Genomic DNA, 22,429 nt, shown 5'->3' with positions numbered 1-22,429 from the left:
CGTCCAGACGTGTCATCCACACATGGTTGATCAAGGCTGTCCTTAGGCCGTCACGAATATGTCGTGATGCAGCCCGGCCGGTCATCTGTCGCCACCACGCGTCGCTAGGGGGCCCGGTTATCCGGATGCTCCGCGTAGTGGCTAGCCGCCTCACCTTAGACGACCGGCCGGACCTGACACGGCCCTCGAACCCCCCGGGGTCCGTGTCTTGGCCATGAGCCTCCACCCCAGCGCTCAACGTCCAATTGACGGGCGATTAAAGCAGGAAGTAACCCTCCGCGATCAGCGGCCTGACCGCGTCGGAGTCGAGGATCTCACCGTCGCCGACCAGCTCGGCGATCACGTTGAGCAGGGGGCCGAGCGCCAGCTCGCCGTCGCAGACCCCGGCCAGCGCGGCCTCCACCGTGCCGACCTCCCTGCTGCGGCGCAGGCCCTGCGTCTGGCGCAGCACGATGCGGATGGGGTCCTCCGCGCCCGGCAGGCCGATGCGCTCGTCGAGCAGGCCGTCCGCGGTGCGCAGGAGCGCGGTGTCCAGGTCCTTGACGCGGTGCGCGGTGGCGATGGCGTCGAGCACGGAGTCCACGTAGTCGCCGACCGGGAGCGAGACCAGGTGGTCCAGGTGCTCGACGCGGACGACCGGGTCGAGCGTGCCGGAGTTGCGCATGGTGATCCAGCCGAACCCGATGCCCTCGACCTTCCGCTCGTCGAACCAGGCCAGCCAGCGGTCGTAGTGCTCGGCGTACGCCTTCGTGCCCTGCTCGGCGGCGTCCCTGAGCCAGAGCTCGACGTACTCGGCCGGGTCCTGCACGTCGCGCTGGACCACCCAGGCGTCGCAGCCGGTCTCGCGCAGCCAGCCGCCCACGCGGTCGTGCCAGTCCTCGCCCTCGACGTGCAGCCAGTTGGCCAGGAAGTGGGCCTGGCCGCCGGGGTTGAGGTGGCCGGGCGTGCGGCGTACGAGGTCGCGGCAGAAGCCGTCGCCGCCGGCCTCGCGGTAGGTCAGGCCGCCCCCGGGGCCGATGACGAACGGGGGGTTGCTCACGATCAGGTCGAACAGCTCGTCCTCGACCGGCTCGAACATCGACCCCGTACGTGCCTCCACGCCGGAGATGCCGGACAGCTCCCAGCTCAGCCTGGCCAGCTCCACGGCCCGCGGGTTCACGTCGGTGGCCACGATGTGCTCGGCCCGCCCGGCCAGGTGCAAGACCTGCACGCCGCAGCCGGTGCCGAGGTCGAGCGCGCGCCCCACCGGGCGGCGGGTGGCGAGCTGGGCCAGGTTGGCCGAGGCACCGCCGGCCCCGACCACGTGGTCAGGACGCAGCGCCGGGTCGCCGGGGCGCACCTTGCGGTCGGAGACGAGGTAGCCGCCGGTCTCCCAGGGCTGCAGGTGCACGGTCGCGCTCACCTGGTCGCCGTCGGCCCTGACCAGCCCCGAGTCGAGGACCTCCGGGGCGAGGGACGCGGCGGGGACGGGAACGCCCAGCCACCACAGCCTGATCGACGCCGCCAGCGGATCGAGGTCGGCGGTGGCGCGCAGGGCCGGCACCAGCTCCTCCCTGGCCAGGGCCGAGGCCGCCATGCTGCCCAGCCGCTCACGTACGCCGTCGATCGTGTAGTCGGTCTCCAGGAGGTGATGGCGCAGTCGTTCCACAAGTCCATCCTTTCACCACGGACACTCCCGCATGGCCCGATACCATCGGCGCTCGCACTGTTTCCGGATACCGACAGTGCTCATACTGTTACTTAGACACCCAAGCGTTCTGCAAGCGGCGGACAAGTAGTGAGCGGTATCTCTAGGGAAGTCGCCATGTCGCCCCGAGGAGCGGACCCATGCTGATCCCTTGCTTGGCCTGCGAGTCCCGGTTCGGACCTGACGAATACTTCCGCGCCTGCTCCGACTACAACCGCGGCATGGACCTGGTGTCCTGGACGTGCCCGCGCTGCGGCAACCGCGACGACCTGCGGGTGCTGCCCGGCGAGCTGGGGTTCGGCTATCCGCATCGGGGCAGGTTCGACGTGCACGACCGGGTCCGCGTGCCCGGCCTGCGCAGGCACCGCGGCGACCTGCGGCTGGACATCTCGCTCGACCGGGCGAGCTGGCGCGTCCACACCCGCCTCCGCCAGCCCGCGTAACGGCCCAGGCGGATCAGGCGAACGGCAGGGCGGGCACGCAGGCGTGGGCGGGCCGCTCGCCGCGCAGCAGCCGGGCGATATCCTCCACCAGCATCCCGGCCAGCTCCTCCCGGCTCTCCCCCGTGGCCTCGCCCAGGCGGGGTGTCAGCACCACGTTCGGCAGGCGCGTCAGGGGGTGGGCCGGATCGAGCCACTCGCCCTCGAAGTGGTCGAGCCCCGCGCCGCCCACCTGGCCCTGGCGCAGCGCGTCGACCAGCGCCGTCAGGTCGTGCAGCGCGCCGCGCGAGGTGTTGAGGTAGATGGAGCCCGGCCGCATCGCGCCGAACTCGGGGTAGCCGAAGAAGCCCCGCGTCTCCCCGGTCAGCGGCACGTGCAGCGACACCACGTCCGCCTCCGCCAGCAGGGCGGGCAGGGTGTGGGTGGCCTCGGGGACGAACGGATCGCAGGTGATCACCCGCATCCCCAGGCCCTCGCAGCGCCAGCGCACGGCCCTGCCGACGCGGCCCAGGCCCACGATGCCGAGCGTCCTGCCGCTCAGCCGCCTGCCGCGGTGGCGCTGGGCGGGCGGCACCTTGCCGACGCGCCCCTGGCGCACCTCCCGGTCCGCGGCCACGATGTTGCGGCTGACGGCGAACATCAGCGCGAGCGTGAGCTCGGCCACCGACTCGGGGTCGCGGTCGGCGGCGTGCAGGACGGTCACCCCGTACTCGGCGGCCAGCGTCAGGTCCACGCTGGTGGTCGGGCCCATGACGGCCACCACGTCGAGGGGCAGGGCGAGCACCGACGTGCGAACCTGGTCGCCGTCGGTGATGAGCACGGTCGCGCCGGTCTCGATGACCAGGTCGGCGAGCTGCTCGTCGGTGAAGCCGAGGCTGGGACGCGCGGGAACCTCGGCCAGGTCGGCTACCTCACCCAAGCGGGCGAGCGCGCTCTCCGGCATAGCGGGCAGTGCCAGCGCCCGAGGTCGAGTCACAAGTGGACAATAACACCACAGACGGTGCCCGGATCATCGCTCCCCGCGCTGGTCAGGCCCCTTGCGGGGGCCTGTCATTGCTGGCGGAGGCTCTGCCAGGCGGCGGCGCCCAGCCCCTTGATCTCCTCTTCCGTAGGCGTGTGGGCGCCCGCGAACCACAGGCGGCACATCTCCTGCGCGGGCCCCAGCCACAGCACGTAGCACATGGTCGGGTGGACGGGCTGGAGCAGGCCGTTCTTCATGTGCGGCCGCCACCAGTCGGAGACCTGGCGGAAGAACCCGCGCCGGGCCTCGGCCACCTCCGCGCCGCCCGGCTCGTGCTTGCGCGGCGGTCGCTCGCTGACCAGCAGCCTGGCCCTCTCCGGGTGCTCGCCGGCCCACCGCATGTGGAAGGCCACGACGGCCTCGATGCCGTCGCGGGCCTCCTCGTGGCTGACCAGCTCGGCGAGGAAGGCGGCCTGGTAGGCGGTCAGGATCTCCGCGTACAGCACGCCGAAGACATGCTCTTTGCTGGCGAAGTGGTGGTAGAAGCTGCCGACGCTGACGCCGCTCTCCTCGCGGAGGCTGGCCAGCGTGGTGGCCGAGACCCCGTCCTGACTGAAGCGGCGGAGGGCACCCTCGATGATGCGGGTACGGCCGTCGCGTCCGTTCTTGGCACTCTTCACGCTGTCAATGGTGTGCCAACAGAACCTTGTTCCGCAAATAGGCCGAGTGGATCGATCATAGCGGTCACCTCCACCGATCCGGAAGTCACCTTCATCTCGGCGTCCGGCCAGAGCCTGCGGACGAGTCTCAGGACGCGCCGGTTCTCCCCCAGCACGTCCATGCCCACGGTCCGCGCACCTCGTACGGAGGCCCTGAGCAGCAGCACGTCGATCAGCCTGGGCCCGATCCCCTGGCCCTGCCACTGGTCGGCCACGACCACGGCGACCTCCACATCGGCGCAGCCGCCCCTGAAGCTCATGGCGTGGCCGACGATCTCGCCGCCCTCGTTGATCGCGACGAGCGCGTCGCGGCGCTCGTCCAGCGCGAGCAGCGTGCGCACCAGCCCCGCAGCGGGACTGCTGACGCCGGTGAAGAAGCGGAGCGTCTGCGTGTGGAGCGACAGCCCCGCCAGGAAGCGTCTGATCCGTTCCTCGTCGTCCGGGCGCGCGGGGCGGATCTGGGTTCCCTGCATAGACTCAGCCTGCCCGCGAGCGCTGAGTCTGTCAAATGAACTCAGATATAATGTGGCAATGAACGTTCCCTTCCGGGTGGACAACTGCTCGATCGAGCGCACCCTGGACATCGTCGGGGAGAAGTGGACCTTCCTGGTGCTGCGCGAGGCGTTCAACGGCGTGCGGAGGTTCGCCGACATGCAGGCGATCACCGGCGCCCCCCGCCAGGTGCTCAGTGCCCGGCTCGCCCGGCTGGTCGACGAGGGCCTGCTGCGCAAGGAGCCCTACCGCGAGCCCGGCCAGCGGCAGCGCGACGAATACCGGCTCACGGACAAGGGCCGCGACCTCTATCCCCTCCTGGTCGCGCTCATGCACTGGGGTGACAAATACCTGGCGGACGAGGACGGGCCGGCGGTGCTGCTGACCCACCGCGACTGCGGGGCCCCCATCGAGCAGCATTTCCGGTGCGCGGACGGCCACGAGGTGAGCGGGCCGCGCGAGGTGACCGCGGTGCCCGGGTCGGGGGCCCAGCTCAGAAGCGCCTAGGCGCGTGAGGGGGCACCCCCTCCGGTGCCTACCCTTGAAGCGTGTACCGGTTCCTGCTGACGCCCCGATGGCTCGCGCTCCACGTGGTGGTGCTGCTGGTCATCCCCGCCTTCGTGTTCCTCGGGCGGTGGCAGTTCGGGCGCTTCGAGGAGCGCTCGGCCAACAGCGAGCGGGTCACGGCCAACATCGAGGCCGCGCCGGTGCCGCTGGAGCGGCTGGCGGTCCCGGGGCGGCAGGTCCGCGCGGACGACCGGTTCAGGAAGGTCACGGTCTCGGGCACGTACGACCCGTCCCACGCCCTCCTCGTACGCAGGCGACCCCAGGAGGGCCAGAACGGCTTCTACGTCCTGACGCCCCTCGTCACCGGCAACGGCACCGCGGTGATCGTCAACAGGGGCTGGGTCAAGGCCGGCGCCACCGCCGACGCCACGCCCGAGGTGCCCGCTCCGCCCACAGGACAGGTAAATGTCACCGGGAGGCTACGGCTCAGCGAGACCGAGGACTCCAGCGGCATCCGGGAGCGCTCCGGGCTGCCGGCCGGGCAGGTCCTGCTGATCAACGCCGACAAGATCGGCAAGGGGCTGCCGTACCGGCTGGTGGGCGGCTACGTGGAGCTGACCGAGCAGACGCCCCCGCCCGCCACGGCGCCGGCCCTGGTGCCCGAGCCTGACGTGGGCGCGGGTGGCGGCCTCAACCTGGCCTACGGGGTCCAGTGGTGGCTGTTCATCGGCATCGCACTGGCCGGCTGGGTCCTGCTGATCCGCCGCGAGGTGGCCGAGCGGAAGGCCGGCGATTCGTCCAAGGAGTCCGTCACCGCCGCCAATTAAGGTGTTGAGCGTGATCCGCCACATTGAGTTCGCCAACATCTTCAACTTCCGCGACGTAGGTGGATATGTCGCCCATGACGGGCGCACGGTCCAATGGCAGCGGCTCTACCGGGCCGACGCGCTCGGCTGGCTGGCCGGAGACGATCTCAGGATCTTCCGCGAGCTGCGCGTGCGTACGGTCATCGACCTGCGGCATGCGTACGAGATCGAGAAGGGGGGCCGCGTCCCGGACGCCGAGGGGCAGTACTACCAGAACCTGCCCATCGAGGGGCGCCGCTGGGACATCACGGCCTACAAGGAGGAGAGCGGGGTCGGGCGATACCTCGCCGACCGCTACCTGGAGACGACCGAGGACGGCGTCGAGAACCTCAGGACCGCCCTGGAGACGATCGCGCGGGCCGACAACGCCCCTGTGGTGATCCACTGCGCGGCCGGCAAGGACCGCACCGGGGTGCTCGCCGCGCTCGTCCTGTCACTGGCGGGCGTGGGCGAGGACGACATCGTGGCGGACTACGCGCTCACCGGGCTGGCCACCGAGCGGTTCGTCGCCAGCTGGCGCAGCAGGCACCCCGACGCGCCCATGTGGCCGGGGTTCGGCCTGGCGCCCGCGGAGGCCATGCGTCTCTTCCTCGGCGACCTGACGGCGCGGCACGGCTCGATCGAGACGTATGTCACACAAGTCCTGAACATTTCCCCGGCCACCATCTCCGAATTACGCGGCCACCTGCTGACTGAACCGGACTCCGAGGGGTAGTGGCAGGCCGGGTCCCACCTGCTGCGTCCAGGTGAGCGGCCCATCCCTGGCCTGGGACCGCCCGTCGGCCCCCCTCCTGGCGGTCCCGGGTCGAAGATCTCGGATACCCAACGGATACGTCGCAGCTTGTTCGACGTTATCCCGCCGTCGTACGGTTACCTGCGTGACTACGCCGCTGCTCCCCGACCCTGACCCGAGGCGGCGCGACTACGTGATCATCTCCGCCGACGATCACCTGATCGAGCCTCCCGACCTGTTCGAAGGGCGGCTGCCGGAGAAATATGCCGATGTCGCGCCCAAGGTCGTGGATACGGAGGCGGGCCACCAGGTCTGGCGCTACGGCGGGGCGACATACCCGTGCGCCGGCATCGACGTGGGCGCCGGGCTGCCCCGCGAGCAGCGCACGCTCGACCCCATCAGGTTCGAGAACATGCGCCCCGGCTGCCACGACATCGAGGCCCGCGTCGAGGACATGGACCTGGCGGGCATCTGGGCCGCGCTGTGCTTCCCCGGCATGCTGGCCGGGCAGTCCGGCATGCCGTTCGCCAGGACCCGTGACCAGGAGCTCGGTCTGGCCCTGGTCAAGGCGTGGAACGACTGGCACATCGACGTCTGGGCCGGCACCTACCCCGAGCGCATCATCGGCCTGCAGCTCCCGTGGCTACCCGATCCCGATGTGGCCGCCAAGGAGATCCGCGCCAACGCCGCCCGCGGCTTCAAGGCCGTGGTCTTCCCCGAGTTCCCGACCCGGCTGCGGCTGCCGTCGATCCACTCCGGCCACTGGGACCCGTTCTTCGCCGCCTGCGAGGAGACCGGCACGGTGGTCGCCCTGCACACGGGCGACTCGTCGTGGTCCCCGGTGCCCTCGCCCGACACGCCCATCGAGGCCATCACCACGCTGATGCCGACCAGCGCGATGTTCGCCTGCGCCGACTGGCTCTGGTCGGGCGTGCCGCTGCGCTTCCCCTCGCTGCGCCTCCTCATCGTCGAGGGCGGCGTGGGCTGGCTGCCCATGCTGGCCGAGCGCGCCGACTACGCCCTCGACCACCCGGTCGCGAGCGAGGCGTCGTGGGAGGGCGGGCTCAAGCCCAGCGAGGTGCTGCGCCGCAACTTCTTCTTCGGCACGCTCGACGACCACGCGCTGTCCGGCGTGCGGCTCGCGGTCGGGCTCGACCACGTGCTGCAGGAGAGCGGCTACCCGCACTCCGACTCGACCTGGCCCGACACGCAGAAGTCCGTGGCGCGCAATCTCGGAACGCTCCCGCCCGCCGACATCGCCAGGGTCGCCTACGGCAACGCCGCCCGCCTCTTCGGCCACCCGCTGCCCTCGCGCGCCTGGCTGCGGATGGAGGAGATCTAACCCTCTTCCTCGACCAGCCTGGCCTGGATGACGTTGCGCTCGTGCTCGACGTAGCGGCCGCTCTCGCCGAGCAGCGTCGCGGCGAGCCACAGGAACACGCCGAAGTCGTCGACCACGCCGACCATCACCAGGAAGTCGGGCACCACGTCGACGGGTGACAGGATGTAGACCACGCCGAGTCCGAGCATGGCGAGCTTGCTCTTGCCCATGCCCGCGTACTGTCCGCGCATGACCGCGCCGACCATCCGCGGGATCGCCCGGACCCTGGTCATCAGGCCGGGCGACCCCGGCTTGGTCACGTCGCGGTAAGTCCGCCAGGCCGCCGCTGCCCGTGCTGCCTTCGCCATCATGAGGAACCCCCTACCCCCGGCTTCTCACGACATAACGCGTCGGGACCGCCACGAGTTCCTGGCCTGCTCCCAGAAGGGGTCAGCGCAGCGCCGCGTGCTCGAACGGCCCGGCCACCGAGACGTCGTTCGCGTCCAGCCTCAGCACGTCGTGCATGGCCCCCTACAACCCTCGTGGGGCCAGGGCGCGCACGGCCTGCTCTATGGAGATCTCACCGCCCGGGACGGGCGCGAGGACAGGGGTGTCGAGGCCGTTGTCCACGTACTCCTGGATCCTGGCCCGGCAGGTGGCCGCGTCGCCGTGCACGATCAGGGCGTCGACCACCTCGTCGGGGATCGCCTTGAGCGCCGCCTGGCGGTCGCCGGCCTGCCACGCCTCGTGCATGGGCCGCAGCACCTCGCCCCGGCCCAGCCAGTCGTGGAAGGCGGCATACACCGGGACGGTCAGGTAGGTGGCCAGCATCCACCTGGCCATCTCGCGCACGCGGTCGACGTCCTCGCTGACGCAGACGAACAGGCGGGCGATCAGCTCGGTGCCCTCCCCGATCTCGGCGCGCACCTTGCGCACGTCGTCGGGTGAGAGCCAGTTGGTGATCGCGCCGTCGGCCTCCGCCGCGGCCAGGTGGAGCATCCTGGGCCGCAGCGCGGCCAGCACGATCTTCGGCGGGAGCTCGGGGGCCCGCTCCAGCTTGAACCCCTTGATCTCGAACGTCTCGTACGTCTCCGAGACCTTCTCCCCGGCCAGCGCCTTCTTCAGGAAGCGCAGCGTGTCGCGCGTGCGCGCGTAGGGCTTGTCGAACCGCCCGGCGTTCCACCGCTCGACGATCGCCGGCGACGAGGCGCCGATGCCCAGCACGAACCGCTCAGGCGCCAGGTCGGCCAGCGTGGCCGCGGACATGGCCAGCAGCCCCGGGCCGCGCGTCGAGACGGGCACGATGGCGCTGCCCAGCCTGATCCCCGGCGCCCACTGCGCGGCCATCGCCAGCGGCACGAACCCGTCGGCCCCGTTGACCTCGGCGGACCACGCGTCGGTGTAGCCCAGCTCGGGCAGCTCCGCGATCAGCTCCTGCGACTTCGACAGCGGGCGATCGTAGAAGGGGATGGTCATGCCCCAGTTGCGACTCATTCACGGCCTCCAAGCGCGTCCGCAGCGGCCGCTCCACCCTACCAACCGACCGGTATGGCGTCCTAGGCCCGCAACTCGTGGACCGCCGCGATGAAGTCCTTCGTGATCCCCCTCAACCCGGGCAGATGTGACAGCCCGACCAGCCGGTCCACCAGCGGCACCGTCACCTCGATCAGCCGGTACGTACGCGCGCAGCCCGGCGAGGTGTCGTGCACCCAGAACAGCACCATTCCCATGGACAGCAGCCAGAGCAGCTCGGGCAGCTCCTCACGCAGCTCGGCGTTCATGCGGTCCCGCGACCCCTCGACGACCTGGCGGTAGATCTCGATGGAGGCCTCACGGGCCGGGGACGACTGCTTGCTGAACGGGCTCAGCGGGTTGGTGGGCTCGGCCGCGTGCTTGAAGAACTTCACGGCGAACTCGTGGTAAGGCTCGGAGACGCGTACCCACTCGCGTAGCACCCCGCTCAGCCTGGCCGCGAACGACGTCTCGGTGGCCAGGAACTCCCTGCAGGCCTCCTCGTGCTCGGCCTGGGCGCGGTCGTAGTACGCCTGGATCAACGCCTCCTTGCTCTCGAAGTAGTAGTAGGCGTTGCCCACGGACACCCCGGCCTCGGCGGCGATGGCACGCATCGTGGTCGCGTCGAAACCGCGCTCCCTGAACAACCGCAATGCCGTCTCGACGATGACGTCTCGGGTGCTCTCCGATCCTCGGTTTCGGGCTTCGGACACGTTCGTCACTTTACGTCGTGATCGGGCGTCGGGCAGAAAACCCGCTCATCAGGCTGCTGTCCCTCTGTTGTGTCTGGTCAGGGCCATAGCAGCAGTCCAACCTAGCAGGTTTTGCAGTCCAAGGTCATGTAGCCGCACGGTGATCACCGCCACAAGGCAAAGTTGCACCTGCGGCATGAGTTATCTCCTGCGAAAGGTGGGATTGTCGTTTCAGGCGGAAGGGCTATTTCCGCGAAAAGGCATCGACATGTGGATACGTGGAACAGTGCGCCTCGCAGTAGTCGCACTCCTCGGCATTGAGATAACCATAATCGCGCTGGCCTCGGCCGCTTCAGCCGCCACCCACCCCGAAGGGTCGGCTGCGCCGGACAGCCAAAAATCGGCCGAGTCCGAGGGCTCGGAGCAGGGGGCCGGGCCGGACTCGGGCCGGACCTGGGCGTTCGATCGGCTCATGGCGGCCGGTGAGGACATCACCGCCACGCCGGGCTGGCCCTTCAGCGACTCGGCCGACGAACAGGAGGGACCGCCCGACGACTGGACGCCGCCCCGCCTGCACGGGCCCGCGCAGCTGACGGTCATCGACCCGCCGGCGATGGCACCGCGATCTCCGGCCACCAGATCCGCCAAGAGCCGCGTACGTACCAGAGTGGCCCGGATGCCCCGGGTACGGCCGCGCGCGGCGCTCAGGCGCTCTGAAGTCGATCTGACGCGTGTCCTGCCGCGCTTCGGGGCCATGCACATGTCCCACGGCCTGGCTACCGGCTGGCTGAGGAGCGGGGGCGTGCGGATGAAGTCGACCGGCAACTGCTCCAGCAAGCACGTGCACCACTGCACGTCGCTCGACTCGGTGCGGACCGGGACCATCGCCCGGATGATCGAGCTGAAGCGCGAGAGCGGCTGCCCGATCATGGTGACGGGTGGCACGGAAGCGGGCCACGCACCCGGGCAGTACAGCCACGGCAACGGCTACAAGCTCGACATCTCTCACAACACCTGCATCGACCGGCACATCACGCATTACCACGCGAAGGCCGGCGTGCGCAGCGACGGCGCCCGGCTCTACCGTTCCGGCTCAGGCACCGTCTTCGCCGACGAGAGCGACCACTGGGACATCCTCTTCCGGTGACAGAGCCCGGGTGAGGGTACGCCGTGCGGGGAGCGCACGGCGTCACACCACCTGGACAGCACCGGACGGCGGACGCCGTGCGGAACGCACGGCGTCACACCATCCGGATGAGGTTACAGCTCGCCCGCGACCAGCTCGGCGATCTCCGCCGCGTTGAGCGCCGCGCCCTTGCGCAGGTTGTCACCGCACACGAACAGGTCGAGCGTGTTGGGGAAGTCGATCGCCTGACGGATGCGGCCCACGTAGGTCGGGTCGTTGCCCACCACGTCGAGAGGCGTCGGGTAGACCCCGTTGGCCGGGTCGTCCATGAGGACCACCGTCGGCGCCGCCTCCAGGACGCGGTGCGCGTCGGCGACCGTGATCTCACGCTCGAACCGCGCGTGCACGGCCAGCGAGTGAGTCGTGATCACCGGCACGCGCACGCAGGTCGAGGAGACCTTGAGGTCGGGGATGCCGAGGATCTTGCGGGACTCGTTGCGGAGCTTGAGCTCCTCGGAGGCCCAGCCGCCGTCCTTGTAGGAGCCGGCCCACGGCACCACGTTGAACGCGATGGGCGCGGGGAACGGCGAGTCGTCGGGCAGCTTGTTGGCCAGCACCTTGCGTACGTCACCGGCCGCCTGGCCCACCGTGCGGTCGCCCGCCAGCGCCTCGACCTCGTCGTAGAGCCGCGCCGAACCCGCCACGCCGGCGCCCGACACCGCCTGGTAGGAGGCGACGACCAGCTCCGTGAGCGTGAACTCGGCGTGCAGCGCCCCCATGGCCGCCATCATCGACAGCGTCGTGCAGTTGGGGGTCGAGATGATGTTGCGCGGCCGGTTGCGCGCGTCGAGCGGGTTGACCTCGGGCACGACCAGCGGCACGTCCGGCTCCATCCGGAACGTCCCCGACTTGTCGATCACGATCGCGCCGCGCTCGGCCGCGATCGGCACCCAGACCGCCGACACCTCGTCCGGCACGTCGAAGATCGCGATGTCGATGCCGTCGAACACCTCGGGCGCGAGGGCCTGCACCACGACGTCCTCGCCGCGCACCTGGAGCACCTTGCCCGCCGAACGCGGCGAGGCGACGAGACGGATCTCGCCCCAGATGTCCTCACGCGACGACACGATGTCGCGCATGACGGTGCCCACGGCGCCGGTGGCGCCGATCAGGGCGAGAGTAGGCCTGCTCATCGTCCACTACCTCCGTACACCGTGGCTTCGACCTGGTCGGCATCGAGCGAGAACGCGCGGTGGGCGGCCTGCACGGCCGTGTCGACACCGTCCTGCTCGACGACCACCGAGATGCGGATCTCCGAGGTGGAGATCATCTCGATGTTGACCCCAGCGTCGGCGAGGGCCGCGAAGAACGTCGCCGTGACGCCGGGGTGCGAGCGCATGCCCGCGCCGATCAGCGACACCTTCCCGATCTGGTCGTCGAAGAGCAGCGACTCGTAACCGATCTGACCCTGGATCTTCTTCAGCGACGCCAGCGCAGTCTGGGCGTCGGCCGTCGGCAGCGTGAAGGAGATGTCCGTGCGGCCCGTGGCCGCGGCCGAGACGTTCTGCACGATCATGTCGATGTTGATCTCGGCGTCGGCCAGCGTTTTGAAGATCGAGGCAGCCTCTCCGACCTTGTCGGGGACCCCGACAACTGTGATCTTGGCCTCGCTCCGGTCGTGTGCGACGCCGGAGATGATCGGCTGCTCCATCTCGGTTCCTTCGGTGTAAGGGTCGGAGACGACCCAGGTGCCTTCCTTGGTGCTGAACGAGCTGCGTACGTGAATCGGCAGGTCGAACCGGCGAGCGTATTCGACGCAGCGCAGATGCAGGATCTTCGCGCCGCACGCGGCCATCTCCATCATCTCGTCGTACGAGATCCTGGGGATCTGCCGCGCCGCCGGCACGATGCGGGGGTCGGCGGTGAACACGCCGTCGACGTCTGTGTAGATCTCGCACACGTCGGCCTGCAGGGCCGCCGCCAGCGCCACCGCCGTGGTGTCGGACCCGCCGCGGCCCAGCGTGGTGATGTCCTTGGTGTCCTGCGAGACGCCCTGGAAGCCGGCCACGATCGCGATGTTGCCCAGGTCGATCGCCTCACGGATGCGGCTGGGCGTCACGTCGATGATGCGCGCCTTGCCGTGGATGGAGTCGGTGATCACACCTGCCTGCGAACCGGTGAACGAACGGGCCTCGTGGCCGAGGTTGGCGATCGCCATCGCCAGCAGGGCCATCGAGATGCGCTCGCCCGAGGTCAGCAGCATGTCGAGCTCGCGGCCCGGGGGCAGCGGCGACACCTGCTCGGCCAGGTCGAGCAGCTCGTCCGTCGTGTCGCCCATGGCGGAGACGATCACGACCACGTCGTTGCCGGCTTTTTTCGTCGCGACGATCCGCTGCGCGACCCGCTTGATGCAGGACGCGTCGGCGACGGACGAACCACCGTACTTTTGCACAACGAGCGCCACGAGAGTCTCCCGGTTTGGACTGTGAGCTGCCAGTCTACTGGGGGCTTCTCATGAACCCGATGGGCTGTACCACTATCTGGACGATCAGACGGTCGTCTCCTCGGCGACGTCCAGACGCGAGTGCGCGGCCAGGGCCTGGAGGGCACGCATCGCGGCGCCCGCGTGGTTGCCCCAGGTGTTGAAGTAGGAGTACTGCCACCACCAGAGCGCCTCGTGGGGCCGCCCCGCGTGGTAGTGGCGCAGGCCGTGGATGAGATCGGCGGCGACCGCGGTCAGGTCGTCCGAGAGCCGGTAGGGCGTGACACCGGTGTCCTTGTACGGGTCGAACACCTCGGCGTAGTCGTCGACCGGCCGCAGCCGCTCGGCCAGCGCGGTGCGGACGCCGTCGATGTCGGGGTCCTCGCTCATGGCCGGCTCGTAGTTGCCCGCGAGGATCACGTCGCGGTTGGCCCCGAGCTTGGCGCCGGCCAGGCTGACCTGCGCGACCTCCACCAGCAGCAGCGACCAGATGGCGTCGCCGCCCTCGCCGCCGGCGACCCTGGTCAGGCCGTCGACATAGTCCTGCGCGTGCCCGGAGATCTCTTCGGCCAGCGCATTCCACTGGTCAGACATCCAGCAGCCTCCGTCCTTCGAAAGCGCGGCCCAAGGTCACCTCGTCGGCGTACTCGAGGTCACCGCCCACAGGCAGACCGCTGGCCAGTCGTGTCACTTTGATGCCCATCGGCTTGACCAGACGGGCGAGGTAGGTAGCCGTCGCCTCGCCCTCGAGGTTGGGATCGGTGGCGAGGATGAGCTCGGTGACCCGGCCATCCGCCAGACGTGTCATGAGCTCGCGGATGCGCAGGTCGTCGGGGCCGACGCCGTCGATCGGGCTGATCGCGCCGCCGAGCACGTGGTACGTGCCACGGAACTCGCGCGTCTTCTCGATCGCGACGACGTCCTTCGACTCCTCCACCACACATATCACGTGGGTGTCGCGGCGCGGGTCACGACAGATCCGACACTCCTCTTCGGAGGCCACGTTTCCGCAGACGCGGCAGAAACGGACCTTCTCCTTGACCTCCAGCAGCGCGTGCGCGAGCCGCTTGACGTCGGCCGGATCGGCCGCCAGCAGGTGGAACGCGATCCGCTGCGCGCTCTTGGGACCGACGCCGGGCAGCAGGCCCAGCTCGTCGATCAGGTTCTGGACGACCCCCTCGTACATGCCTAGAACCCTGGCAACTGTCCGAGGCCGCCGCCACCCAGCCCCTGGGCCAGCGGGCCGAGCTTCTCCTGCTGCAGATCGGCCGCGGCGCGGACGGCGTCGCGGACGGCCGCGATCACCAGGTCGGCGATCGTGTCCGCGGTGTCCTGCGCGTCCCCGGCGTCGATCACGCTCGGGTCGATCCTGAGCTCCAGCAGCTCACCTGAGCCGTTGACCACGGCTGTGACAAGGCCACCGCCCGATGAGCCCTCGATCTGCGCGTCGTTGAGCTCCTGCTGGGCGCTCACAAGCTGCTGCTGCATGAGCTGGGCCTGCTCCAGCAGCTGCTGCAGGTTGACATCCCCTGGGTTCACCGTCGTGCGCTCCTCGTGGCTCCGGTTCTTGACTGCCACGAGCCTACGGGGTTTGGGCGTCGTCCTGTACTGGTGCAGCCCTACCTGGGATGTTTTTTGGCCGGATCTCGGCCCCCCTCCAGCGTCCGAGACCCGGCCACCACGTCGGCGGAGCGGCCGCACCACGCCGACGCGTTGCCACAAGAAGTTAGCGACCCTGACGTTGCACACACGTTGCGTTCATTCAATCACCCTGTGCAATCCCCCCTTAGGGGTTGCGCGGACCGCCCGCAGGACGGATGCTCTTTGTTGACTACTTGGAGTGACCGATGAGTTACGCAGACCTCGACGCGTACTCGCGCCTGCTACGCGGAGCGCACGAAGCGGCGGTGGCGGCCGGCCGCGTGCCTCCGGAGCTGCCCCGCCGCCTGATCACCGCCTCCTGGGAGCGGTCGCTGGAGGCCGGGATCGACCCGGAGGGCAAGAGCGCGCCCCTGGTCTACGACCTTTCCCACATCAAGGACGTCCGCCAGGCGCACCCGTTGCAGCCGTTGCTGCCCCTCATCGCCCAGACGCTGTCCAGCCTGGCCGACGAGGTCCTGATCGTCACCGACGGCGGCGGACGGGTGCTGTGGCGCGAGGGCAACCACGCGATCATGCGCCGGGCAGACCAGATCGGTCTGGCCGACGGGCACCAGTGGGCCGAGGGCACGGTCGGCACCAACGGCATCGGCACCGCGCTCGAAGCGGGCCGGCCCGTGCACGTCTACTCGGAGGAGCACCTCATGCGGGTGCTGCACATCTGGTCGTGCAGCGCCGCCCCGATCACCGACCCGGACTCGGGCCAGACCGTCGGCTGCGTCGACGTCAGCGGCACCTCGCGCAGCCTGCACCCCGCGACCGTCGCGCTGGTCGCCGCCACGGCCAAGCTCACCGAGACCCAGCTCGCGCTGCGCATGCACGAACGCGACGAGCGCCTGCGCCGCCGCTTCGAGTCCCTGCGCGGGCGGCCCGGGGTCCTGCTGTCGGCCACCGGCCGCGTGCTCTCCGGCGACCCGGCCGGCTCCCTGGGCGAGCGCATCCGCCTGTCCGGCCGGCGGGTGATACTCCAGGACGGTTCCGCCGCCGTGCTGGAGCCGTTCTCCGACGGCTTCCTCCTGCGTCTCACATCCTCCGCGGCGCCTCCCACGCTCGCCCTGTCCTTCCTCGGCGAGGGGCAGCCGGTGGCCACGTTCGGCGAGCTCGACCGGCCGCTCTCGCTCCGGCACGCCGAGATCCTGGCCCTGCTCGCATTGCATCCGCACGGGCTGACGGCCGAACAGCTCTCGTTCCACCTCTACGGCGACGACGGCAACCCGGTGACCATCAGGGCGGAGATCCACCGGCTGCGGGCCCAGCTCGGGGAGGCCATCGCGGCCAAGCCGTACCGGCTGACCTGCCCGCTGGAGGCCGACTTCCTGGAGGTACGCCGCCACCTGTCGGCCAACGACTCCTGCGCGCTGGCCCGCGCGTACCGGGGCCCGCTGCTGCTCCGCTCGGAGTCGCCGGAGATCCGCCGCGAGCGGGACGAACTGGAGGCGCAGGTACGCGTGTGCCTGCTGCGGCACGGGTCGCCGGACGAGCTGTGGACGTACGCGCAGACCTGCAGCGGCCGGGACGACTACGAGGTCCTGGAGCGCCTGGCCGCCCTTCCCTCCACCGACCCCCGCTCCGCCGCCGCCCGCTCCCGACTCTGCCCCTGACGCTCAGGTGCGGTCTTCCCGCTCGGCCTTCGGTGTGGTCTCAGGCGTGATCGATCTCGCCGATCACCCGGGCGCCGAGCTCGCGCTCCAGCAAAGCCATGCCGGAGACCGCGTCCACGTCGGCGTCGACGTCGTTCAGGGGGTCGACGTCGTCCGACTCCGGGCCCTTGTTGCGGCTGGGGACGCTCTCCGGCCAGGCCGCGGCGCTGCCACGGGCGGCCGGAACGCGCGGACCCGCCTGGGCCGCGGCCCGCGCCGCCGACTTCGCGGCGGCCATCCCGCCGCCGACCGCGACGACGGTGTTCGTGGGGTCGGGGGCCGGCGGTGAGCCGGGGCCGAGGTCGTCAGGAGCGTCGGGCCAGGACTCGTCCGTGGTCTGACGTCCGGTGGACCCGGCCGCGGGGTGGCCTGGGCCGGCCTCCTGGGAGTCCCCGTCCTCGTGGGACCCGCCGTGGGAGGCCGTACGCCCCTGGGAAACGTGAGCCCCCGGCTGGGCGCCCGCCCCACCCTGGGCACCGGCAGGTCCAGGCACGCCGGAGGGGGCGGAAGGCGGACCGGCCGAACCGGAGGAGGCGTGCGGACCGGTCGAGCCGGAGGAGGCAGCGTGCGGGCCGGCCGAGCCGGGCACCGCGCCATGACCTCCCGCTGGGCCATGACCTCCCGCCGCACCGTGGCCGCCCGCCGGGCCGCCGTGCGCGGGCGGGCGGGGAGCGCCCCGGGACGCGGAGCCGCCGCCGGGGGCCGGGGAGCCGCCGACGACCGCCTCGACGCGCCACGTGCCGCCGAGCACATCGCCGAGCGCACCGGCCACGACGGCGTCCTTGCCACCGCCCGTGAAGTTCTTCATCGCGCCGACCTGGGTGAAGCCCAGCGTGACGACGTTGCCTTCCACACCAACCACCTGGGCGTTGGTGCTCACGTTCGCCCAGACGACGATGCTGCGCTGCTTGAGCGAGGCCAGCACGGCGGCCCACTGCGCCTGCAGGGCCCCCGCCCCACTCCCGGTGGGAGCGCCGCCACTGGGCTGTCCGCCGTTGGCCGCCTGGGGCGCGCCGCCTGCCGCTGGGGCCGCCTGTGTCACGGAAGGCGAACCGGGACGAGCCGGCTCAGGCCAGTCGTCACCCCCCGCCGCACCGGAACCGGCAGCCGGACCCTGGCCACCCACCGCCGCTTCACCCGTGTTCTCAGCACCCGCCGGGGCCGGCGCGCCACCCTGCCCGGACGAGACACCCGGTCGAGGAATGGACACCGAAGCGGAACCGGCCGTACCGGCTGGACCGGAAACGGGCGGGGCGGAGACAGGCGGGACAGAAGCCACGGAAGGGACGGGTGGGGCGGCGACCCTGGCGGCGGCCATCTGAGCGACAGCCCCACCACGCTCCAGCCGCTCGATACGGGCGAGCAACGCTTCCTCACCCTGCGCGGCCCCCGGAAGCAGGACGCGCGCGCACATCAGCTCCAGCAGCAGCCGAGGCGAGGTGGCCCCGCGCATCTCGGTGAGACCGGCGTTGAAGACCTCGGCCGCGCGCGTGAGCTCCGCCGGGCCCATCGAAGCGGCCTGCTGAACCAGGCGCTCCAACTCATCGGCGGGCCGGTCGAGCAGCCCGCTCGACGCCGCCTCGGGGACGTTCGCCAGGATGACCAGGTCACGGAAGCGTTCGAGCAGGTCGGAAGCGAAGCGGCGGGGGTCGTGGCCGCCCTCGATGACCCGGTTGACCGCGTGGAACACCTGCCCGCCGGCACGCGCCGCGAACGCGTTGACGACCTCGTCGAGCAGGTCGCCGTCGGTGTAGCCGAGCAGGGAGACGGCCTTGGCATAGGTGATGCCGTCCTCCTCGGCCCCGGCGAGGAGCTGGTCGAGGATCGACAGCGAGTCACGCGCCGAGCCCGCGCCCGCCCGTACGACGAGGGGCAGCGCAGTGGGCTCGAAGGGCACGCTCTCGGAGGTGAGGATCTCCTCCAGCAGCGCGCGGAGCGTCGCGGGCGGCATCAGCCTGAACGGGTAGTGGTGGGTACGCGACTTGATCGTGCCGATGACCTTTTCCGGCTCGGTCGTCGCGAAGATGAACTTCAGGTGCGGTGGGGGCTCCTCGACGAGCTTGAGCAGCGCGTTGAAACCCTCCCGGGTCACCATGTGCGCCTCGTCGATGATGTAGATCTTGTAGCGCGCGGAGACGGGGGCGAAGAACGCCCGCTCACGCAGGTCGCGCGCGTCGTCCACGCCACCGTGCGAGGCGGCGTCGATCTCGATGACGTCGAGGTGGCCAGGACCGGTGGGGGCGAGCGCGACACACGACTCGCAGACACCGCACGGGTCGGGCGTCGGCCCCTGCTCGCAGTTGAGAGAGCGCGCCAGGATGCGCGCGCTGGAGGTCTTGCCACACCCGCGAGGGCCGCTGAACAGGTAGGCGTGGTTGATCCGCCTCGTACGCAACGCCTGCCGCAGCGGGTCTGTGACGTGCTCCTGACCCTTGACCTCGGCGAACGTCCCGGGCCGGTACTTGCGGTAAAGCGCAAGGCTCATGCGACCATCCCGCCTGCGAGGGGGCTCTCAACGAAGAGACCCCTCGCACACCCGCCAGAGCCCGCTTATCCTTGCTGCCTTCCGGCCCTGGGGAGGTTCACAGGATGACGCCGCGCGAGGGGTCCCTGCACAGTCTAGCCGGATGACGCAGTGCTCGCTCCACACCGGAAAAGGTGGTCTGCACACGCCCAGAAGTCCGGTAAGCTCGTCGGCGGAGGATTCGCCTAGTGGCCGAGGGCGCACGCTTGGAAAGCGTGTATAGGGCAACCTATCAGGGGTTCAAATCCCCTATCCTCCGCGCCTGGTTGAGGCAGTAAACGCGAAGGGGCCGACCCCATCCAAGTCGGCCCCTTTCGCTATTCCGGGCCTTCCCGCCTCCCAGATGAGACTCCAGACCTCTGCTTGGCCACGGCCTGCCGGATGTCGTCGGTGACGTGCTGATACCGCGCTGCCATGCCCGAACCTGACCACCCCACGCCGAACAGGCGGGCCGGTCGCCATCAGGTGTGACGTCGGAGGCGGTTTTGTCGAGATTCTGTGCACTGAGCGGTTGACGGCATCGCGGCGCTGTCATGATCTCGGAGGCGCCTCACCGATGGGATCCGCGATGCCTACTCGCTCGCTCGTGCTGCCGGCCGCCTCGCTCCTCACGGGCTGCCTCGCAGTTCTGGTGCTCGTCCAGGACTCCGACGTCAACTGCTGACAGGTGTCCCGTGGAGGATCTGTTCGGCGGAGCTGCGCCGTACTACGCGAGATACCGTCCGGGCTACGGCCGGGCGGCGATGGAGCATCTGGCGGAGACGTTCGGCGAGGACGGGCGGGTGCTGGATCTCGGCTGTGGTCCGGGGACGATCGCGATCCCGCTGGCCCGGCGGGTGAGGGCGGTGCTCGCGGTGGATCCGGCGCGGGAGATGCTCGCCGAAGGGAGGCGGCTGGCCGGGGGTGTCGCCAACATCACCTGGGTGCGGGGCGACTCGACCGTTCTGCGGGGGTTGCCGCCGTTCGAGCAGGTGGTGATGGGTCGGTCGTTCCACTGGATGGATCGTAGGTCCGTGCTGACGGAGCTGGACGAGCTGCTGCCGGCCGGCGGCGCGGTGGCGCTGGTCGGCCCGGCGAGGCAGCGGGGAGAGCCGTGGCAGCCGGACTCGCAACCGTGGCAGCCGGTCGAGAGGCGGGTGTGCGAGGAGTTCGGCCTCGACATCCGCACCGCGGCCAACTCGTTCCACGCGACGGGCGAGCACCACCACGAGGTGCTGGCCGCCTCGGCCTTCAGCAGGGTGGAGTCCCGGGTGTTCAGCCGGCGGCTGGTCTGGGACGTGGATGGACTGGTCGGGCTTCAGCTCTCCTACTCCTACAGCTCGCCCGCCAGGCTGGGCGACCGTCTGCCCGCGTTCGTCGAGACGCTGCGACGGGCGTTGCTCGCCGACAACCCGGCAGGCCGGTGGGAGCAGGAGCTGGCGAGCGAGGTGCTGGTCGCCAGGAGGCCCTGAGGCGCAGGCGAATCTAGGGTTTCACCCGGCCGGCCCGGGACTCCAGGTACCGCTGCTCGGCGAGGCTGGCCGTGGACTTCGCGGCGCGCCGGTAGTGCTCGTACGCCCCGGCCGTGTCGCCGGTCTTCTCCAGCAGATGCGCCCGTACGGACAGCAGCCGGTGATGCCCGGCCATCCGCTCGTCGCTGTCCAACGTGGACAGCAGGGCCAGGCCGGCTGACGGGCCCTCGGTTTCAGCGAGCGCGATCGCGCGGTTGAGGGTGACCATCGGGTTGGGCGCGATCCGTTCGAGGATCAGGTAGAGGGCGTGCACCTGCGGCCAGTCGGTCTCCTCGGCCGTGGCCGCGTCGGCGTGCGTGGCGGCGATGGCGGCCTGCAACTGGTAGGGCCCCAGCGCCGGGCCGGCCAGCGACGCCTTGACCAGCTCGATGCCCTCGTCGATCAGGCCCCGGTCCCACTTCGTACGGTCCTGCTCGTCCAGCGGTATCAGGTCGCCGGCCGCCGTCGTACGTGCCTGCTGGCGAGCATCGGTCAGCAGCATCAGCGCGAGCAGCCCGGTCACCTCGCCGTCCTCGGGCAGTTGCGCGTGCACCATCCTGGCCAGCCGGATCGCCTCGTGCGCGAGGTCGGAGCGGTGCAACTCGCTGCCCGAGGAGGCGGTGTAGCCCTCGTTGAAGATCAGGTAGAGCACGTGCAGGACGACCTGCAGCCGCTCCTCGCGTTCCGGGCCCTCCGGCAGGCCGAACGAGCTGCCGGCGGCCTTGATGCGCTGCTTGGCCCGGCTGATCCTGGCCGCCATCGTGGCCTCCGGCACCAGGAACGCGCGGGCGATCTCAGCAGTGGTGAGCCCGCCGACCGCCCGCAGCGTCAGGGCGGTCTGGGAGGCCGCGGTCAGGGTCGGATGGCAGCACAGGAACAGCAGGACGAGCGTGTCGTCGGTGTCCGGCACGTCCTCGGGCTTCACCTCGGTGGCCGTGGCCGACTCGCGCTCGCGGCGCGCATGGTCGCTGCGCATCTGGTCGATGAGCCGCCGGGAAGCGACAGTGACCAGCCAGCCGCGCGGGTTGTCCGGCAGTCCCTCGGACGGCCACTGCACGGTGGCGGCGAGGACGGCCTCCTGCACGGCGTCCTCACACTCCTCGAACTGGCCGTGCCGGCGTACCAACGCGCCGAGGACCTGCGGCGTGAGCTCACGCAGCAGGTCCTCGATGGCGGATGTCGTCATGCCTCCAATTGTCCGTCAGCGAACATCACCTGCCGCACCTCCACCCCCAGCCCCTGGATCGCGGTGTCCGGGATCTGGGTCGCCAGCTCGATCGCCCGCTCCTTGTTCTCGCAGTCGATCAGGTAGAAGCCGCCCAGGTACTCCTTCGCCTCCAGGAAAGGGCCGTCGGTCACCACCGGCTGACCGTTGCGTACGGACACCACAGCCGCCTGTGACGGGTCGACCAGCGCCTGCGTGGTGATCAGCTCGCCGGATTCCTTCAGCGCCTCGATGAACCTGCCGTGGCCGTCGCCGATCGCCGCCTTCTCCTCGTCGGTCAGCGCGTCGAGCACGGCCGGATTGATGTGCAGGCTGATCAGGAACTTCATCGTGTCCTCCTTGTGGTTCGCGAG

The 22,429-nt window shown here is 70.3% G+C and carries 23 protein-coding genes, 1 tRNA gene and 1 other RNA gene; 9 read left to right on the top strand and 16 right to left on the bottom strand.

The genetic code is table 11. The features are described from left to right. Positions 1-256: 256 nt before the first annotated feature. Positions 257-1,648, bottom strand: coding sequence for a methyltransferase (locus AB0J87_RS48995; RefSeq protein ID WP_363978981.1), 1,392 nt, complete (start codon positions 1,646-1,648; stop codon positions 257-259). Between the two features lie 179 nt (positions 1,649-1,827). Here AB0J87_RS48995 and AB0J87_RS48990 point away from each other — a divergent pair, with 179 nt between their 5' ends. Then, positions 1,828-2,130, top strand: a complete 303-nt coding sequence (locus AB0J87_RS48990) for a hypothetical protein (RefSeq protein WP_192788942.1) — start codon at positions 1,828-1,830, stop codon at positions 2,128-2,130. A gap of 13 nt (positions 2,131-2,143) precedes the next feature. On the opposite strand, the gene AB0J87_RS48985 is transcribed toward AB0J87_RS48990, so the two are convergent. The 3 genes from AB0J87_RS48985 to AB0J87_RS48975 all read right to left on the bottom strand — a co-directional run bounded on the left by AB0J87_RS48985 (position 2,144) and on the right by AB0J87_RS48975 (position 4,280). Further along, entirely contained in the window at positions 2,144-3,103 is a 960-nt protein-coding gene (locus AB0J87_RS48985; protein ID WP_363978978.1) for an NAD(P)-dependent oxidoreductase, read from the bottom strand. A 74-nt stretch (positions 3,104-3,177) separates the two neighbouring features. Next, positions 3,178-3,768, bottom strand: a complete 591-nt coding sequence (locus AB0J87_RS48980) for a TetR/AcrR family transcriptional regulator (protein WP_363978970.1) — start codon at positions 3,766-3,768, stop codon at positions 3,178-3,180. Then, on the bottom strand, positions 3,765-4,280 hold the full coding sequence (locus tag AB0J87_RS48975; protein WP_363978967.1) for a GNAT family N-acetyltransferase: 516 nt from the start codon (positions 4,278-4,280) through the stop codon (positions 3,765-3,767). Before AB0J87_RS48975 ends, AB0J87_RS48980 begins: the two co-directional genes overlap by 4 nt. A 58-nt stretch (positions 4,281-4,338) precedes the next feature. Between AB0J87_RS48975 and AB0J87_RS48970 the strand changes: the two genes are divergently transcribed. The 4 genes from AB0J87_RS48970 to AB0J87_RS48955 all read left to right on the top strand — a co-directional run bounded on the left by AB0J87_RS48970 (position 4,339) and on the right by AB0J87_RS48955 (position 7,747). Then, positions 4,339-4,806: a helix-turn-helix domain-containing protein gene (locus AB0J87_RS48970; protein WP_350724063.1), complete on the top strand. Its 468-nt coding sequence runs from the start codon at positions 4,339-4,341 to the stop codon at positions 4,804-4,806. 41 nt (positions 4,807-4,847) lie between these two features. After that, on the top strand, positions 4,848-5,633 hold the full coding sequence (locus AB0J87_RS48965; protein WP_363978964.1) for an SURF1 family protein: 786 nt from the start codon (positions 4,848-4,850) through the stop codon (positions 5,631-5,633). 10 nt (positions 5,634-5,643) lie between these two features. Further along, positions 5,644-6,387 (top strand): tyrosine-protein phosphatase, encoded by a 744-nt coding sequence (locus tag AB0J87_RS48960; protein WP_363978961.1) that lies wholly within the window; start codon positions 5,644-5,646, stop codon positions 6,385-6,387. 163 nt (positions 6,388-6,550) lie between these two features. Further along, positions 6,551-7,747, top strand: coding sequence for an amidohydrolase family protein (locus tag AB0J87_RS48955; RefSeq protein ID WP_350724068.1), 1,197 nt, complete (start codon positions 6,551-6,553; stop codon positions 7,745-7,747). Here AB0J87_RS48955 and AB0J87_RS48950 read toward each other — a convergent pair. The 3 genes from AB0J87_RS48950 to AB0J87_RS48940 all read right to left on the bottom strand — a co-directional run bounded on the left by AB0J87_RS48950 (position 7,744) and on the right by AB0J87_RS48940 (position 9,951). Next, entirely contained in the window at positions 7,744-8,097 is a 354-nt protein-coding gene (locus tag AB0J87_RS48950; RefSeq protein WP_350724070.1) for a YkvA family protein, read from the bottom strand. The two genes, AB0J87_RS48955 and AB0J87_RS48950, sit on opposite strands and share 4 nt — an antisense overlap. 160 nt (positions 8,098-8,257) lie before the next feature. Beyond that, positions 8,258-9,220, bottom strand: a complete 963-nt coding sequence (locus AB0J87_RS48945; RefSeq protein WP_363978957.1) for an LLM class F420-dependent oxidoreductase — start codon at positions 9,218-9,220, stop codon at positions 8,258-8,260. A gap of 62 nt (positions 9,221-9,282) precedes the next feature. Then, on the bottom strand, positions 9,283-9,951 hold the full coding sequence (locus AB0J87_RS48940; RefSeq protein ID WP_350724074.1) for a TetR family transcriptional regulator: 669 nt from the start codon (positions 9,949-9,951) through the stop codon (positions 9,283-9,285). Between the two features lie 265 nt (positions 9,952-10,216). Between AB0J87_RS48940 and AB0J87_RS48935 the strand changes: the two genes are divergently transcribed. Next, positions 10,217-11,077 carry a hypothetical protein gene (locus AB0J87_RS48935; RefSeq protein ID WP_363978954.1) on the top strand — a complete coding sequence of 287 codons (861 nt, stop codon included), beginning with the start codon at positions 10,217-10,219 and terminating at the stop codon, positions 11,075-11,077. Positions 11,078-11,190: 113 nt separating this feature from the next. Here AB0J87_RS48935 and AB0J87_RS48930 read toward each other — a convergent pair whose 3' ends face one another. From AB0J87_RS48930 to AB0J87_RS48910, 5 genes are all read right to left on the bottom strand, one after another. After that, positions 11,191-12,249: an aspartate-semialdehyde dehydrogenase gene (locus AB0J87_RS48930; protein ID WP_350724078.1), complete on the bottom strand. Its 1,059-nt coding sequence runs from the start codon at positions 12,247-12,249 to the stop codon at positions 11,191-11,193. Beyond that, positions 12,246-13,520, bottom strand: a complete 1,275-nt coding sequence (locus AB0J87_RS48925; protein ID WP_350724080.1) for an aspartate kinase — start codon at positions 13,518-13,520, stop codon at positions 12,246-12,248. Before AB0J87_RS48925 ends, AB0J87_RS48930 begins: the two co-directional genes overlap by 4 nt. Positions 13,521-13,604: 84 nt before the next feature. Beyond that, positions 13,605-14,132, bottom strand: a complete 528-nt coding sequence (locus tag AB0J87_RS48920) for a DUF5063 domain-containing protein (protein ID WP_350724082.1) — start codon at positions 14,130-14,132, stop codon at positions 13,605-13,607. After that, positions 14,125-14,724: a recombination mediator RecR gene (gene recR, locus AB0J87_RS48915; protein WP_103957155.1), complete on the bottom strand. Its 600-nt coding sequence runs from the start codon at positions 14,722-14,724 to the stop codon at positions 14,125-14,127. Before recR ends, AB0J87_RS48920 begins: the two co-directional genes overlap by 8 nt. Before the next feature lie 2 nt (positions 14,725-14,726). Continuing rightward, the gene (locus AB0J87_RS48910; RefSeq protein WP_350724084.1) at positions 14,727-15,077 is read right to left on the bottom strand and encodes a YbaB/EbfC family nucleoid-associated protein; all 351 of its coding nucleotides are present in this window, start codon (positions 15,075-15,077) and stop codon (positions 14,727-14,729) included. A gap of 308 nt (positions 15,078-15,385) precedes the next feature. Here AB0J87_RS48910 and AB0J87_RS48905 point away from each other — a divergent pair, with 308 nt between their 5' ends. Continuing rightward, positions 15,386-16,798 carry a GAF domain-containing protein gene (locus AB0J87_RS48905; protein ID WP_363978947.1) on the top strand — a complete coding sequence of 471 codons (1,413 nt, stop codon included), beginning with the start codon at positions 15,386-15,388 and terminating at the stop codon, positions 16,796-16,798. Between the two features lie 40 nt (positions 16,799-16,838). On the opposite strand, the gene AB0J87_RS48900 is transcribed toward AB0J87_RS48905, so the two are convergent. Beyond that, on the bottom strand, positions 16,839-19,322 hold the full coding sequence (locus tag AB0J87_RS48900) for a DNA polymerase III subunit gamma and tau (RefSeq protein ID WP_363978944.1): 2,484 nt from the start codon (positions 19,320-19,322) through the stop codon (positions 16,839-16,841). A 31-nt stretch (positions 19,323-19,353) separates the two neighbouring features. After that, positions 19,354-19,449, bottom strand: an RNA gene (gene ffs / locus AB0J87_RS48895) — signal recognition particle sRNA small type. A gap of 86 nt (positions 19,450-19,535) precedes the next feature. On the opposite strand from ffs, the gene AB0J87_RS48890 reads away from it, so the two are divergent. Next, positions 19,536-19,620: transfer RNA gene (locus tag AB0J87_RS48890), tRNA-Ser, on the top strand. Positions 19,621-20,035: 415 nt separating this feature from the next. After that, the gene (locus AB0J87_RS48885; protein WP_363978941.1) at positions 20,036-20,812 is read left to right on the top strand and encodes a class I SAM-dependent methyltransferase; all 777 of its coding nucleotides are present in this window, start codon (positions 20,036-20,038) and stop codon (positions 20,810-20,812) included. 13 nt (positions 20,813-20,825) lie between these two features. On the opposite strand, the gene AB0J87_RS48880 is transcribed toward AB0J87_RS48885, so the two are convergent. Both AB0J87_RS48880 and AB0J87_RS48875 read right to left on the bottom strand, forming a co-directional pair. Continuing rightward, the gene (locus tag AB0J87_RS48880) at positions 20,826-22,037 is read right to left on the bottom strand and encodes a sigma-70 family RNA polymerase sigma factor (protein ID WP_363978938.1); all 1,212 of its coding nucleotides are present in this window, start codon (positions 22,035-22,037) and stop codon (positions 20,826-20,828) included. Beyond that, on the bottom strand, positions 22,034-22,405 hold the full coding sequence (locus AB0J87_RS48875; protein ID WP_350724098.1) for a YciI family protein: 372 nt from the start codon (positions 22,403-22,405) through the stop codon (positions 22,034-22,036). Before AB0J87_RS48875 ends, AB0J87_RS48880 begins: the two co-directional genes overlap by 4 nt. Positions 22,406-22,429: the final 24 nt, after the last annotated feature.

It is taken from the genome of Nonomuraea sp. NPDC049625 (assembly GCF_040675285.1).
GTDB classification, from domain to species: Bacteria; Actinomycetota; Actinomycetes; order Streptosporangiales; family Streptosporangiaceae; genus Nonomuraea; species Nonomuraea angiospora_A.
This window is presented reverse-complemented; position numbering and strand designations above follow the sequence as displayed.